Below are 13,203 nucleotides of genomic sequence, written 5' to 3'. Positions count from 1 at the left end.
ACGATTCTAACGGCTGCGGCGGGGGCTGGCGCGCCGGCCCGGAACGGCCGGGGAGGGGGCGCCGAAGCGGCCCTCCAGATGCTCCACGAAGGATCGTACCTTGGGCGACAGGAAGCGCCGGTGCGGGTAGACGGCGTACATGGAGATCGGGGTATGGGCGTAATCGGCCAGCAGCGCGACCAGACGGCCGGTACGGATGTCGTCGCCCACCAGGAAATCGGGCTGCAGGATGATGCCGTGCCCGGCCAGCGCGGCGGTCCGCAGCACGTCGCCGTTGTTGGCCCGCAGGGCAGCGTTCACGCGCACCAGATGGGTCACGCCGTCTTTCTCGAAATGCCATTCGTTGCCGGTGCTGGCATAGGCGTAATGCAGGCAGCGATGCTGCTTCAGTTCTTCCGGAGTCTGCGGCGTGCCGTGGCGCTGCAGGTAGTTGGGGGCGGCGCAGACCCGCAACTGTTGCGGCGCCAGCGGCCGCGCGACCAGCGAGGAATCCTGCAGCGGACCGATGCGCACCGCCACGTCGTAGCCGTCCTCCACCAGGTCCACCAGACGGTCGTTCAGGTCCAGGTCGATGATCACGTCGGGGTAGCGCTGCAGGTACTCGGCAATGGCGGGTCCCAGGTGCAGGATGCCGAACGACACCGGCGCGCTCACCCGCAGCCGGCCGCTGGGCCGCTGGCCCTCGGCCTGCAGCGACAGTTCCAGGTCCGCCACCTCGGCCAGGATGGGCCGCACGCGTTCGTAGAAGGCGCGTCCGGCGTCTGTCATGCTCAGCTTGCGCGTGGTGCGGTTCAGGAGACGCACGCCGTACTTCTGCTCCAGATAGGCGATCTGGCGCGTGACCACGGAGCGGGCCTGGCCCATCTTGTCGGCCGCGGCCGCAAAAGAGCCCAATTCCACGACCTTGGCATAGGTCTGCATGGCGATGTGCGTGTCCAAGATTGTTTCCTATCGGGGAACAATAATTTGCAATTCTGCATGTTTATCTTTGTTTTTGGAATCGCAAGAATAACGCTCATCAAGAATCTTCCCATCCTGGGCGATTCCCCTACCGCTCTAGGAGAGTGCAATGGTTGATACCCGTACCGCGCCCTATGCCGCGCTGCTGCTGCGCGTGGCGCTCGGCGTCATGTTCCTGGCCCATGGCCTGACCAAGCTGCTAGTGTTCACGCTGCCCGGCACCGCGCAGTTCTTCGCCAAGATCGGCGTGCCTGCCTGGCTGGCGTATCCGGTGACGTTCTTCGAGATCATCGCCGGCATCATGCTGATTCTGGGCGTTCTGCCGCGCTGGGTGGCCATCATCTCCGTGGTGCAATTGTTCGTGGCTGCGACCGTGCATTTCGGCAACGGTTGGGGTTTCAGCAACCCCGGGGGCGGCTGGGAATACCCGATCTTCCTGAGCGTGGCGGCCGCTGTGTTGCTGCTGCTGGGCGATGGCAAGTTTGCGCTGGTCAAAAGCTGGCGCGGCTGATCGCTGCGCGCACCAGTCTGTCTACCGCCGCGGACGTGGCCGACAGGACGGCCGGCCCATAGAATGGCCCGGCCGTTTTCCATTTCCGGAGTATCCATGTCCTTCACGAAGTCATACCTCAAGCGCGCCGCTGCGGCGGCCATGCTGGCCCTGGCCCTGTCTCCCGCCGTCCATGCTTCCGCTGAGCAAGAAACCGCCAACAAGGCGGCCGTGCTGGCCTTCTACGAGAAGGGCCTGAACCAGAAGGACGCGGATGCGGCGTTGAAGTACGTCGGCGACCGCTATGTGCAGCACAACCCGAATGCCGCGGACGGGCCCGAAGGCTTTCGCAAATTCATCGCTTTCCTGCGCGACAAGTTTCCGCAGTCGCGCAGCGAGATCAAGCGTGTCTTCACCGATGGGGACTATGTGATCCTGCACGTGCACGCGGTGCGCCAGCCCGGCGACCGCGGCAGCGCCATCATCGACATCTTCCGTCTGGAGCAGGGCAAGATCGTGGAGCACTGGGACGCGGTGCAGCCCATTCCCGAGCAGTCCGCCAATCCCAACGGCATGTTCTGAGCGTGCCGTTCAGGCGCGGGGATTCGCTTCGAAGCCCAATTCCCGCGCCACATCCTTTTGCGCGATCAACGCCAGCGGCGCGGCCGCATAGATTCCGGGCAGGACGGCGTGGATTGCGCTGCCGGCCGCAAGGTCTGCCAGCGCGTCCAGCAGCGGCGCGCCGTCCGCCGTGGCCATCTTTTCCAGGAGCGGCTGCAGATCGCGGTCCAGCACGATGCCGGCGCCCAGAGGCGTCATTGCATACAACTGTCCTGCGTCGTCCAGTTTCCAGCCATCGACCGAATCGATCGCCACGTTCGTGTGCGTGAGCAGTCGGCGGTTGTCGTCGCTCAGCCGCAGCACATAGGGCGCGGCGTCCAAGCGCAGGAACACGCGCTGCGGACCATTCTGGAAGAACCAGCGGCCCGCGTCATCGTGTTCATAGTTGCGGTTGATGAATTCCAGGATCTGGGTATTGGTGATGGATTCACCCGGGCCGCCCTTTGCCGCAAGGCCCTGCGGATGCAGGCGCCAGCGGCCGCGCGCGTCCAGCGACAGCCAGCCGTATACCGCCGGCACGTCGGGCCAGCGGGCTAGCGCGTCCTTCACCGATTGATCCATGTTCAGGGGCGGATGATGATGGGAGGCGGGTTGATGACAATGGCGGGCGCCGGCATCACGGCCACCGGCTGCGGCACCTGCACATAGCCGTGGCGGTAGTCATCCCGGCATTTGCGCTTTTCCTGGTAGTCGCCATTGCGTTTCCATTTGCGCTCGACCTTACAGGCGCCGTCCCAATATTGTTCCTTGTACTCGCGGCCGTGGCGATGGCGGTGCTTGTCCGAGTCGGCCTGCGCGGCAAGCGGGGCCAGCGTGAGCAACGCCGCCGTGGACAGCGTCAGCAGCGCGGAGGAGGGACGGGCTCGAGAGTTCGGAATGGTACGCATGGTATCCATCATCAGTTGCAAACGGCGTCACCATAGCAATCATTTGATTGACGGCGCGTAGGGATGCGTAACGAGATGCTGGGGAAAGCCGCCATCGTACCTGAGCGGCCGATTGACGAAGCGGGGCGGTCGTGGCGTACGTCTTTGACGACGGAGGAATGAACGGCATCATTTTGTTTTACGAGAGGCAAGAAGCAGCGTAAAACTTGAACATTCATTTCCACCCGACGAGTCCCGTACATGAAGATTGCGATCCTGGACGACTGGTTCGATACCCTGCGCCGCCTGCCCTGCTACGCGCTGCTGCGCGATCACGAGGTCACGGTCTGGACGGATCACGCGGAAGATGCCGATGTGCTCGCGCAGCGCCTGGCCGATACGGAAGCGCTGGTCCTGATCCGCGAACGCACCACGATACGGCGCGAACTGATAGAGAAGTTGCCCAAGCTGCGCCTGATCAGCCAGCGCAGCGTCTATCCGCATATCGACGTCCCCGCATGCAGCGAGCACGGCGTCCTGGTCTGTTCCGACCTGCACGCCGATACGCCTTCCTATGCCGCCGCCGAGCTGACCTGGGCGCTGGTGCTGGCCGCCATGCGGCAGCTGCCGCAACAGGTCGAGTCCATGCGCCAAGGCCATTGGCAATGCGGCGTGGGTCACACTGTCCGCGGCAAGACCATGGGCATCTTCGGCTATGGCCGCATCGGCCGGGTGGTTGCCGGCTACGCGCGGGCGTTCGGCATGCGCGTGCTGGTCTGCGCCCGCCCCGAGTCGCTGCAGCGCGCGCGCGAGGAAGGCTACGAAGTCGCAAGCTCCCGGCAGGAGTTCTTCGCCTCCTGTGACGTGCTGTCGCTGCATATGCGCCTGGTTCCCGCCACCAAGGGTATCGTCACCGCCGCGGATCTCGCGGCCATGAAAGAGGGATCGCTGTTCGTCAACACCAGCCGCGCCGGACTGGTGGAACCCGGCGCCCTGGTGCAGGCGTTGCGCGCCGGCCGTCCGGCCATGGCGGCGCTGGACGTATTCGAACAGGAGCCCCTGACCGACACGGCGAATCCGCTGCTGCAGATGCCCAACGTCTTGTGCACGCCCCATATCGGGTATGTGACCTATGAGGAATGGGATCTGCAATTCAAGGACGTGTTCAACCAGATCCTTGCCTATGCGGCGGGCAAACCCGTGAACATGGTGAATCCGCAGGCGGTGTCACCATGAACGCATCGCTGGAACGCTTGGCCAGGCAGCTCGATCTGGATGATGCGGGCAATGAACGGCTGCGCCTGGCTTTCGGCCGCGCCTGTGCGCAACGGGTCGAGCATCTGCTCGAAGAGCAGGAGGCCGTGGATTGCCTGGCGAGCCTCGGCCGTTATCTGGACGGCGCGATCGGCCGTGAACCGCTGCAGCAGGCTGCCGCCGAGGCTGCGCGCCTGGCGAACCGGCATCAGGGATCGAAATCCCTGGACGGCTGCGGCCATGCTGCGGTGTCCGCGACCTATGCGGTCGCCAGCGCCCTTGCCGGCAAGGCGCTGCGCGCAGCCGAATACGCGGCCTACGCCGCGGTCTACGGTCAGGGCGGCTACGGCGCCGTGTCGGATCCTGAATCGTTCGAAGCGGAGTTCGCCTGGCAGACGGGATGCCTGGAGTCCTTGGCTGCAGTCAAGGCTGACTAGCCCGTGTCGGGGCAACGGCGCGGCGGCTCGTCGTCCGCAGCCCGCCATTGCTGATCCGGAAAAACAAAAAACCCGCAGAGTTTCATCTGCGGGTTTCAGGAAATCGCTGGAGGCGCAAGCCGGAATCGAACCGACGTACACGGATTTGCAATCCGCTGCATAACCACTCTGCCATTGCGCCAGCACTTGCAAGAAAAAAGGAAGCGCGGTGTTGGCCGTTGCTTCCTTTTTGTATTTGGAGCGGGAAACGAGTCATGCACTAGAGCGCTAAGTCTCTGTTTCCCAATCACTTTCTCCACTGTGGTGATCAGCGAAGACCTCAATTATAGCCTTGTTTTTCGCCCTCGGCAACAAAGTTCATCCAGCGGCATCCATCAACGTCCAAGGACGTTCCAACCGCCGCGTCGCTGTACCCGGAACCATCCTGCCCCGGCCGCTTCCACCTACCGCATCGCGACTGCGACGGAGGCTGGAACGGACCCGCGCTGATGCCGTACTCGCGCGCTCCTGCGTCGCCGACCAGTGGACGCGCGCGAGCACGGCGACAAACACATGCTGCACGCTCACGCCGTCGCACATGACTGAGTAGGAGCGTCACGCAACGGGCTCCACTGGGCACAGTGCTTCACTGCAGGATGCTATGTCGATATATCAGGATGCCGAACGGAGCATGACGCACCTGGCCCTCGTCCATGTCCACCTGGGCATCGGGTGCCGGGAACGCCCCTAGCGCGCCCTGTGAAACCGCTGGGCTATCACACCATACCGAATCGGTCTTGATGGGCTTTGCGCCACCCATGACGCTGGTACCGTGAGCGCCAATATCGAGCCTGCGTCCTCATCGCTCGATGGGCCGGCACCCGATCGATTCTTGCACATCGAGCAAGACGAGGCCACCTGCGGCGGATGCCAATCATCTCGCCCGCCTACTGTCAGGGCATCGTCCCAGGCAACCGCCGCAGGCCATAACGACACAACAGCCCTTGGCAGGGCAAGAAAGGAGCCGGTGATGTAGCGCTTCCGAAAGGAGACGAAGACATGAACAAGGACATTCCAACAGCTAAGGTGTTCTATCGTCCCATCGAAGCGGCCATCCGGTGGGCCGGCTTGCTGCGGTACCTGCCAATGATCCTGGCCACCATCGCATCACCGCGCTTCCTGCCTCCATCGCTGAATTGCCCAAGGTGGAATGAGTGCCGGCTGTACTCGGAGCGCATCTATGACGGCATCCTCAATGGGGAACTGCCCTACGGCCACAACGGGATCACACTCAATGACCCGAAGCTGCTGCAGTCACCAGACCTGACCGTTCGCCATGTCGATCTGAAGCGCTGGATGCGCACCCACTATCCCGAGCACCGGCCAGGATTTCTGTTCAGCCGTGGCGAACGCATGGCGCATCCTTTTATCACCATGGAAACAGGACAGGCGATTCTGATCGAGCGACTGGCACTTCAGGCGGCCCTGGAGCATGCCCGGCACCAGATGCAGGAATTGCAGGAGCAGCGCGACACCTTGCTCAAGCAGTCCACCGCGCTGCTGGCCTCCAAGCAATGCGAGATCAGCGAGCGGGCGGAGACGACCTATCTCAACATCATCGGCGGGATGCTGACGCTGATGCTGGGCCAGTCCCCTTCGGGTGCGCCTTATTCCAGCTTCAAAACACAGGAGGCACTTGTCTCGGCATTGGTCGCCCATTACGGCGGCACCATGGGCATCACGGAGCGAACCTTGAACGGCAAGTTCGCCAACGCGAGAAAGTACGTCCGTAGCGCAAGCGCATGAGGTTTTCCAGCTTGTATGTGCAACCGTGGAAATTGCATTTGCAATGTCTTTCCGCAGCCGTGTCTATTGAATAGAGGTCACGCCAACAAACGCCACCGAGCGTTCAGGAGTGACCGCCATGTCGCAGACCCCTGTACTCCCGCCGAACGAGCGCCGCATCCTGCGCCTCGATGAAGTCGAAGCAAAGTCCGGCTTCAAACGCGCCCACATCTACAACCTGATGAAGAAGCGCGAGTTCCCCCAGGCGCTGCGCCTGGGCGTGCGCGCTGTCGGCTGGGACTCGACCGAAATCGACCAGTGGATCGCCGAGCGCCTCAACCACCGGACCTGACCCGCTCTCCCGCGGACTTCCCATTCCCAGCCGGAGAGCGCCATGCAGGTCGTATCCATCATTTCAACGAAGGGCGGGGTCGGCAAGACCACGACGGCCGCCAACCTGGGCGGGCTCGCCGCCGATGCGGGCCTGCGTGTGCTGCTGCTCGACCTCGACGTGCAGCCCACGCTGTCTTCCTACTACGAACTGGCTCACCGCGCGCCCGGCGGCATCTACGAGCTGCTGGCCTTTAACGAGCGCGACCTCGGCCAGCTCGTGTCCCGCACGATCATCGCGGGCCTGGACCTGGTGCTGTCCAACGACCACCGCGGCGAGCTGAACACGTTGTTGCTGCATGCGCCGGATGGCCGCCTGCGGCTGCGGCATCTGCTGCCAGCGCTTGCTCCCCTCTACGACCTGATGCTGATCGACACCCAGGGCGCGCGTTCCGTGCTGCTGGAGATGGCGGTGCTCGCCTCCGATCTCGCGCTGTCGCCCGTCACGCCGGAAATCCTCGCGGCACGCGAGCTGCGGCGCGGCACCATGCAGTTGCTCGAAGACATCGCGCCGTACCGACACCTGGGCATCGAACCGCCGCCGCTGCACCTGCTCATCAACCGCGTCCACCCGGTGTCCGCCAACGCACGGCTGATTCAGCAGGCCCTGCGCGACCTGTTCCAAGACAGCGTCGGCATCCGCGTGCTCGCCACCGACGTGCCGGCGATAGAAGCGTATCCACGTGCCGCAACGCGCGGCCTGCCGGTGCATCGGATTGAGCGCCGCCAGCCGCCCGGCAGAGTCGCCCCTGCCGCGCTCGACACGATGCGCGCTCTCGCCAGCGAGTTGTTTCCGCAATGGCAGGACCGACTGGCTCAAGTATCCGGCCGCCCGCAGCGACCTCTTGATCCTGGGAGGCCCCATGGCGAACGCACATGAGCTGGCCCGTGGCCACAAGCGGCTGCGCGCCCTGATCGAGTTCGCGGTCGGTGAAGGCTGGCACGTCAAGCGCACGCCGGGCGGACACCTCAAGTTCACCAAGGCCGGCTGCGCGGCGATCTACACGAGTTCGACAGCGAGTGACCACCGGGCCGAATTGAACGCCCGTGCCCAGATCCGCCGCGCCGAGCGCGAGGCCCGCATGGCGCCGGCCGGCGGCCGCGGGGACTGCGAGGGGTGCGGGCATGGCTGACATGACCTCGCAGGACATGGCCGGCAAGCTGCTTGCGGCCGGCTTCGAGCGCAGCGGCCCAGCGGCTACGGCCTTGAGCGACCCGATCGCGGACACGCCCATGGTCGTGACGCTGGACCAGTTGCGGCCCTACGACCATGACCCGCGCATGAAGCGCAACCCTGCTTACGAGGAAATCAAGGCGTCCATCCGCGAGCGCGGCCTGGACGCGGCGCCGGCCATCACCCGGCGGCCCGGCGAGGACCACTACATCATCCGCAACGGCGGCAACACGCGACTGGCGATCCTGCGCGAACTCTGGTCGGAGACCAAGGACGAACGCTTCTTCCGCATATCGTGCCTGTTTCGGCCATGGCCGGAGCGCGGTGAAATCGTCGCGCTGACCGGGCATCTTGCCGAGAACGAACTGCGCGGCGGCCTCACGTTCATCGAGCGCGCGCTCGGCGTCGAGAAAGCACGCGAGTTCTACGAGCAGGAGAGCGGCGGCGCCCTGAGCCAGTCGGAACTGGCCCGCCGCTTGGCGGCCGATGGCTTCCCCGTCCAGCGGTCACACATCACCCGCATGGCCGACGCGGTGCGCTACCTGCTGCCCGCCATTCCCACTGTGCTCTATGGCGGCCTGGGGCGCCACCAGGTCGAGCGACTGTCGGTCATGCGCACGGCCTGCAAGCGCACCTGGGAGCACTATGCCAAGGACCGCACGCTGCCGCTCGACTTCGACAGCTTCTTTCCGGAGGTGCTGGCGCAGTTCGACACGCAGGGCGACGAGTTCGCGCCGCAGCGCGTGCAGGACGAGCTGATCGGCCAGATGTCCGAGCTGCTGGGCATCGGCTACGACGTGTTGGCGCTGGACCTGACCGAATCGGAAAGCCGCCACCGGGCGCTGGTCAGCGATCCGACGCCTCCTGCGGCGCCACCGGCGTTGCCTTCGCCCACCGCCAGCACGCCGACTCCCCCGGGGGCAGCATCGTCCATCGCCACGCCTGCACCAGCGACCAGTCCATCACCCGCCGGCCCTCCGGTGTCCGAGCCCACCGTGCGTCACGACGACACGGCGGCTGGCAAAGCGGCCACGGTAAGCCAGGCGGCCGCACCGGGCGATCTGCTTCGCGAGCACATCGTCTCGCCAGCACCGACGACCGAACGGCTGCAGTCGATCCAGCGCATGGTCGCCGACCAGTTGGGCGATGCGCTGCCGCCCGACTTCTCGGCGAGCGTGCTGCAGTCCATCCCGGTGCAAGCCGGCGGGCTCTATCCAATCTCCGACGTCTGGTACATCGACGCCGGCCTGGACACACCCGATCGGCTGCGCATCCACATCGCGCAGTTCGCGCGCGAGATCGCTGGCGAGGCAGACCTGGACGAGTGCATCGAGGACCGCACCGATGGCATCGGCTTCGCTTGCCGCGCGCCCGCCTACGCCCCAGCGCCGCTTGGCCGCGCGGTGCTGACGCTGCTCGCCTCCCTGACGGGTCAGTCCGCCGCCGATGCGGGGGTGGATGGCACGCAGCTCGCCGTCGACCTGCCGACCCTGCTGCACGGCCTGGGCCGGGGCCAAGACCACGGCATCCGCATAACGCGCTTGAGCGACACGGCGTTGGTCAAGCTCTTTCGGCTGCTGCGCCTAGCCCGGCGTCTGCTGGACCTGGAAGCCGGCACAACGGCGCCCGGGGTGTGAGCGAGGGAGGCCGCATGTCCACATCGCATCCGCTCAATCAGGCCGTGATTGCCCAGGCGCTGTATGACCTTCGCAACGGCCAACTGCGCCGCTGCAAGGCCATGGGCTTCGGCGAGGCCGAGCTGGATGCGCTCAAGCACCCCGCGCTGATCAGCGTGCTGGCCAACGCCAGCGTCTCGTGGTGCTCGGTGACGGTCAACCGCGAAGTGCTGCAGCGCCTGCTCCACCAGGCACAGGACGTGGAGAAGGAGATCGCCACGGTCGACCGCATGTTGCGGCTGGGGGCCAGCACGGAAATGGTGAGCCGCTTCTATGGCCTGACCCATCAGGAAGTCGCCCTGCGGCGGGAGATCCTCGGCCTGCCCAAGCGCAAGGGGCGCCACCCCGTCCTGGACGAAACCCAGGACACCGAACTTTGGCGGCAATGGAAAGCCGTGACCAGCAGCAGGAACGTCGATCTGGAGGACGAGACCTCGATTCTCGATGCGGCCATGGACCTGGCCGAGGGCATGTCACTGCCGCTCTCGGTGGTCTGGGCCGCGATCAGGAACTGGGTCGATCAGGGATTGGGCTAGGCCATGGCCGTGGACGACACCGCCCCACGAGCACCGCGTCAAGGCCCCATCGCACTCGCCGACCTGTTCGACGCTGCGCTGAAGGACCTCACGCCCAAGCCAAATCCCAACGCGCCAGCGCCCACGGCAGTGACCACGCCCACGCCTGCCGCGTCCGGCGACGCCTTCCTGTTCAGTGGCAATCGGCACGAGAGCGTGCCGCGGCGGCTGTTCCTCGACCGCCGCCTGACACCGCTGGAGCGTAATGCCTGGCAGGTGTTCCGATTGATGCTCAACGACGACGGCGTGACGGCGTTCCCGACCTATGAGCAGTTGCGCCCTTGGCTGGCGTCCATGCCCTGCGCGGGACAAGCCTCCCACGAAACCGTCGCGCGGGCGCTGACGCTGCTGCGCCTGACGCGCTGGCTGAGCCTCGTGCGACGACGGCGCGACGCCAAGACCGGCCGCATCCTCGGCAACCTCTACGTCCTGCACGACGAACCCCTGACACCGTTCGAGGCCATGCAGCTCGACGCCGACTACCTGGCCCTGGTCAGCCAATCGCTGGGGCATTCGGCCAAGGCCGTCCAGGTGGTGGGACTCAACACCCTCCAGGAGATCGCGGACGACCCGATGTTGTCCGGACGCACCTTGCCGTCGCGGCTGCAAGTGCTCGCCGAGCGCCTGGCCGTCCAGGGCATCACCGCCACCGAAAGTTATCCACAGGAGGGTGCGGTCCACGATTCCGAAGAAGGGCCTGCGAGCCTTCTTCGGAATGGCGAACGCCCCTCTTCGGAATCCGAAGCAGGGCCGAAACCCGCGCCAGACGGCGCTCTTCGGAATCCGAAGCAGGACCGTACAGTACGTAGTAGTCGTATTAATGAAGTACGTACTACCGCGCAGGCGCGTGCGCTGGGCGACCTGCAATGGCCCAAGCGCTTCGCGGAACTGAAGGCGGAACAGCAGGCCGGAGCCAGGATGGCGTTGCAGCAGGTGGACGCTGCCCTGCGGCAGGCCGTGCTGGACGAATGGGCCGCACGGTGCGGCAAGCATGGCATCCGCAACCCCGCCGGATATCTGTTCGGCATCATCCAGCGCGCCATGCGCGGCGAGTTCAATGCGTGGGCCAAGCAGACCGGCCCGGCACCGCCAACACCATCGGCGGCGCGAGCGCCACCACCCGAGCCGCCGCGCAACGTCGTACCGCCCGAGGTGGCCCGGCAGCACATCGAGCGCCTGCGCGACCTGCTGCGCAAGACCTGAGCACAGGGCTTGTCAAAGCCGTGAAGTAGATCTCCATGGCGGTCGGCAGAAACGGTCCCCTGGGGACGGCTGTGCGGTGAAGTGCCGGGTGACGGCGCGACATGCTGCGCGAAACCTGGGCAAAGCGCCTGGCAAGGCCATGAAGCAGACCTCCATGGTGCTCAGCGGAACGGTCCCCTGGGGACGGCCGTGCTGCGAAGGATGGCGTCAAACGGCAGCGCGACGTGCGGTGCAGCACGCAACCCGTCGACGACCGAGGCCCGGAGCGCCGACGTGAATGCCCATCTGCGGAGCGGTCCCCAGGGGACCGTTGCGCGCTGCGCCGCCAGCGCACACAACCGGGGGCCGGCTCATTTCGGTTTGTTGACTGACTGCCTTCCGCCGCATGCGGATGCTGGCGGCTCCCTGTCCACCAGCGAGCGATCACCATGGCAACCAGCAACGAACCATTGCAACTCAACCTCGGCTCCCTGCGCAGCGCGATGTCGCTGACGCTGCACACCCACCACGCGTCGCGCATCTGGCATGGCCGCGCCGCCGCCGAGGGGCGACCGGGCATCGTCGGCCTGAACGGCTACATCGCCGTCATGAACAAGATGAAGCGCGGCTCGGAGCAGGACGATCCGTACAGCGACTGGTGGATGCTGCGCATCGAAGACAAGCTCGACCAGACCAGGACCACGCTGCAGACCTTGCGCGAACAGGTGGACCAGGCACTGGCGGGCGTGCCTGCGGCATTGAGCCTGGGCGAGAACCTCAACGTGCAGCCCGTCAAGCTCCCCCTGTTCGTCAACGCCCAACTGGGCTTTGCGGCGGTCTATCTGCTGGCCGACTACGACGACATCGCACGCAAGCTGATCCTCGCCCACCACACCGCGCTCATCGATCGCAGCACCTTGGAGCGCTGGCTCAATGAGGGTGCGCATGCGCTGCGCAGCCTGTTCTCGCTGGCCCAGCAATACCGCTATTCGGGCTGCACGCGCGACGACTTCGCGGCGAAGAATGCCGCAGCGCGGGCCGCGCTGGAGAAATTCGGTGAACTGCCGCAGGACGTGCTCGAAGGCACGCGCCGCTCGAAGTTTGCGCCGCCGGTCGCGCGCCGCGGTCTGCAGCAACGCGGTGAGGCTCATGCCTCAGCAGCCGCCCCGTCGGCGGATGGCGACGAAGTGGCTACCGCCGAGCCGTCCGAGGCCACCGCCGCGTCTGATGAGGACGAACCCGCATGAGCGATCCGAACCCGCCCACCCGCTACTTCCGGGGCCTGCAACAGGGAGCCTTCATGCGCCTGGAACACGCGGCATCTCTAAAAGGCCTTTTAAAGCCCTTTAAGAGTAAAGGGGACTTGGAGGCCTGGGCCAGCCAGTGCTTCGCCATGCGCGACGAACTGATTGCCTTGTCGCAGCGACAGGTGCTGGCGCAGGCGTGTGGGCATCCCTTCCACCTGCTGCCCGTTGAACTGGCCCAGCAGACCACTGGCGCAGGAACCGCTTTCTTGCGCTGGCGCAGGCACGACCGTTCGGCCATGGGCGTGGCCCTGTGGCAGGAGCTGATGGCGAGCCCCGGCACGCCGGTCAACCTGCTGGCCGACCTGCACGCGATCGAGCTGCAGCGCATCACGCTGAACATGCAGATCAGCCTATTGCACACCTTGGGCAGGCAGGCGCAGGAATGCGCCAGCAAGGCGGCCGAGGCGGAAGACGCCTACCTGCGCCGGCTCACGTCCATTCCCGCCGCAATGCGCGATCGGTGATCGCGTCGCGCACCCCAGCACGCGCCCGGCGGCAGTGAGGCGC

16 protein-coding genes and 1 tRNA gene are annotated in these 13,203 nt (G+C 65.6%); 13 read left to right on the top strand and 4 right to left on the bottom strand.

Annotated elements, in window-relative coordinates:
- Positions 1–6: 6 nt before the first annotated feature.
- A complete protein-coding gene (locus tag NGK62_RS06265) occupies positions 7–939 on the bottom strand; it encodes a LysR family transcriptional regulator (RefSeq protein WP_251877748.1) in 933 nt (310 codons plus the stop codon).
- Between the two features lie 130 nt (positions 940–1,069).
- Here NGK62_RS06265 and NGK62_RS06260 point away from each other — a divergent pair, with 130 nt between their 5' ends.
- Entirely contained in the window at positions 1,070–1,471 is a 402-nt protein-coding gene (locus tag NGK62_RS06260) for a DoxX family protein (protein ID WP_059371654.1), read from the top strand.
- 96 nt (positions 1,472–1,567) lie between these two features.
- On the top strand, positions 1,568–2,032 hold the full coding sequence (locus NGK62_RS06255) for a nuclear transport factor 2 family protein (protein ID WP_502802952.1): 465 nt from the start codon (positions 1,568–1,570) through the stop codon (positions 2,030–2,032).
- Between the two features lie 9 nt (positions 2,033–2,041).
- Here the strand turns inward: NGK62_RS06255 and NGK62_RS06250 are convergent, their stop codons facing one another.
- Complete coding sequence (locus NGK62_RS06250) at positions 2,042–2,632, bottom strand: DUF2946 family protein (RefSeq protein WP_118932886.1); 591 nt, start codon at positions 2,630–2,632, stop codon at positions 2,042–2,044.
- Between the two features lie 2 nt (positions 2,633–2,634).
- Positions 2,635–2,958 (bottom strand): hypothetical protein, encoded by a 324-nt coding sequence (locus tag NGK62_RS06245; protein ID WP_054451291.1) that lies wholly within the window; start codon positions 2,956–2,958, stop codon positions 2,635–2,637.
- 240 nt (positions 2,959–3,198) lie between these two features.
- Here NGK62_RS06245 and NGK62_RS06240 point away from each other — a divergent pair, with 240 nt between their 5' ends.
- Both NGK62_RS06240 and NGK62_RS06235 read left to right on the top strand, forming a co-directional pair.
- Positions 3,199–4,173 carry a D-2-hydroxyacid dehydrogenase family protein gene (locus tag NGK62_RS06240; protein WP_251877746.1) on the top strand — a complete coding sequence of 325 codons (975 nt, stop codon included), beginning with the start codon at positions 3,199–3,201 and terminating at the stop codon, positions 4,171–4,173.
- Positions 4,170–4,628 carry a hypothetical protein gene (locus NGK62_RS06235; protein WP_251877744.1) on the top strand — a complete coding sequence of 153 codons (459 nt, stop codon included), beginning with the start codon at positions 4,170–4,172 and terminating at the stop codon, positions 4,626–4,628. Before NGK62_RS06240 ends, NGK62_RS06235 begins: the two co-directional genes overlap by 4 nt.
- Before the next feature lie 107 nt (positions 4,629–4,735).
- Here the strand turns inward: NGK62_RS06235 and NGK62_RS06230 are convergent.
- A tRNA-Cys gene (locus NGK62_RS06230) sits at positions 4,736–4,809 on the bottom strand.
- Positions 4,810–5,666: 857 nt separating this feature from the next.
- Here NGK62_RS06230 and NGK62_RS06225 point away from each other — a divergent pair.
- The 9 genes from NGK62_RS06225 (at position 5,667) to NGK62_RS06185 (ending at position 13,160) form a co-directional block, all read left to right on the top strand.
- Positions 5,667–6,413: a hypothetical protein gene (locus NGK62_RS06225; protein WP_017514169.1), complete on the top strand. Its 747-nt coding sequence runs from the start codon at positions 5,667–5,669 to the stop codon at positions 6,411–6,413.
- Positions 6,414–6,531: 118 nt separating this feature from the next.
- Positions 6,532–6,744 carry an AlpA family transcriptional regulator gene (locus NGK62_RS06220; protein WP_017514168.1) on the top strand — a complete coding sequence of 71 codons (213 nt, stop codon included), beginning with the start codon at positions 6,532–6,534 and terminating at the stop codon, positions 6,742–6,744.
- A gap of 42 nt (positions 6,745–6,786) precedes the next feature.
- Positions 6,787–7,662 (top strand): ParA family protein, encoded by an 876-nt coding sequence (locus tag NGK62_RS06215; protein WP_017514167.1) that lies wholly within the window; start codon positions 6,787–6,789, stop codon positions 7,660–7,662.
- A complete protein-coding gene (locus NGK62_RS06210; RefSeq protein ID WP_003050422.1) occupies positions 7,646–7,915 on the top strand; it encodes a hypothetical protein in 270 nt (89 codons plus the stop codon). The genes NGK62_RS06215 and NGK62_RS06210 overlap by 17 nt, the downstream gene beginning before the upstream one ends.
- Positions 7,908–9,593, top strand: a complete 1,686-nt coding sequence (locus NGK62_RS06205) for a ParB family protein (RefSeq protein WP_020202253.1) — start codon at positions 7,908–7,910, stop codon at positions 9,591–9,593. The genes NGK62_RS06210 and NGK62_RS06205 overlap by 8 nt, the downstream gene beginning before the upstream one ends.
- A 14-nt stretch (positions 9,594–9,607) precedes the next feature.
- Positions 9,608–10,168 carry a DUF2857 domain-containing protein gene (locus NGK62_RS06200; protein ID WP_017513942.1) on the top strand — a complete coding sequence of 187 codons (561 nt, stop codon included), beginning with the start codon at positions 9,608–9,610 and terminating at the stop codon, positions 10,166–10,168.
- A gap of 3 nt (positions 10,169–10,171) precedes the next feature.
- Positions 10,172–11,410 carry an STY4528 family pathogenicity island replication protein gene (locus tag NGK62_RS06195; protein WP_017513941.1) on the top strand — a complete coding sequence of 413 codons (1,239 nt, stop codon included), beginning with the start codon at positions 10,172–10,174 and terminating at the stop codon, positions 11,408–11,410.
- A gap of 428 nt (positions 11,411–11,838) precedes the next feature.
- Positions 11,839–12,636, top strand: a complete 798-nt coding sequence (locus NGK62_RS06190; protein WP_017513940.1) for a PFL_4669 family integrating conjugative element protein — start codon at positions 11,839–11,841, stop codon at positions 12,634–12,636.
- A complete protein-coding gene (locus tag NGK62_RS06185) occupies positions 12,633–13,160 on the top strand; it encodes a DUF3158 family protein (RefSeq protein WP_029043432.1) in 528 nt (175 codons plus the stop codon). The genes NGK62_RS06190 and NGK62_RS06185 overlap by 4 nt, the downstream gene beginning before the upstream one ends.
- Positions 13,161–13,203 lie beyond the last annotated feature (43 nt).

This window comes from Achromobacter sp. Marseille-Q4954, from assembly GCF_943737025.1.
GTDB lineage: Bacteria > Pseudomonadota > Gammaproteobacteria > Burkholderiales > Burkholderiaceae_B > Achromobacter > Achromobacter bronchisepticus_A.
The sequence above is the reverse complement of the archived record's forward strand: the minus strand, read 5'-3'. Positions and strand labels throughout refer to the sequence as shown.

Coding starts and splice junctions, on each gene's coding strand:
- NGK62_RS06250 (WP_118932886.1), bottom strand. CDS start 2,632: ATGGATCAATCGGTGAAGGACGCGCTAGCCCGCTGGCCCGACGTGCCG.
- NGK62_RS06245 (WP_054451291.1), bottom strand. CDS start 2,958: ATGCGTACCATTCCGAACTCTCGAGCCCGTCCCTCCTCCGCGCTGCTG.
- NGK62_RS06200 (WP_017513942.1), top strand. CDS start 9,608: ATGTCCACATCGCATCCGCTCAATCAGGCCGTGATTGCCCAGGCGCTG.
- NGK62_RS06205 (WP_020202253.1), top strand. CDS start 7,908: ATGGCTGACATGACCTCGCAGGACATGGCCGGCAAGCTGCTTGCGGCC.
- NGK62_RS06240 (WP_251877746.1), top strand. CDS start 3,199: ATGAAGATTGCGATCCTGGACGACTGGTTCGATACCCTGCGCCGCCTG.
- NGK62_RS06210 (WP_003050422.1), top strand. CDS start 7,646: ATGGCGAACGCACATGAGCTGGCCCGTGGCCACAAGCGGCTGCGCGCC.
- NGK62_RS06185 (WP_029043432.1), top strand. CDS start 12,633: ATGAGCGATCCGAACCCGCCCACCCGCTACTTCCGGGGCCTGCAACAG.
- NGK62_RS06195 (WP_017513941.1), top strand. CDS start 10,172: ATGGCCGTGGACGACACCGCCCCACGAGCACCGCGTCAAGGCCCCATC.
- NGK62_RS06235 (WP_251877744.1), top strand. CDS start 4,170: ATGAACGCATCGCTGGAACGCTTGGCCAGGCAGCTCGATCTGGATGAT.
- NGK62_RS06215 (WP_017514167.1), top strand. CDS start 6,787: ATGCAGGTCGTATCCATCATTTCAACGAAGGGCGGGGTCGGCAAGACC.
- NGK62_RS06255 (WP_502802952.1), top strand. CDS start 1,568: ATGTCCTTCACGAAGTCATACCTCAAGCGCGCCGCTGCGGCGGCCATG.
- NGK62_RS06190 (WP_017513940.1), top strand. CDS start 11,839: ATGGCAACCAGCAACGAACCATTGCAACTCAACCTCGGCTCCCTGCGC.
- NGK62_RS06260 (WP_059371654.1), top strand. CDS start 1,070: ATGGTTGATACCCGTACCGCGCCCTATGCCGCGCTGCTGCTGCGCGTG.
- NGK62_RS06220 (WP_017514168.1), top strand. CDS start 6,532: ATGTCGCAGACCCCTGTACTCCCGCCGAACGAGCGCCGCATCCTGCGC.
- NGK62_RS06225 (WP_017514169.1), top strand. CDS start 5,667: ATGAACAAGGACATTCCAACAGCTAAGGTGTTCTATCGTCCCATCGAA.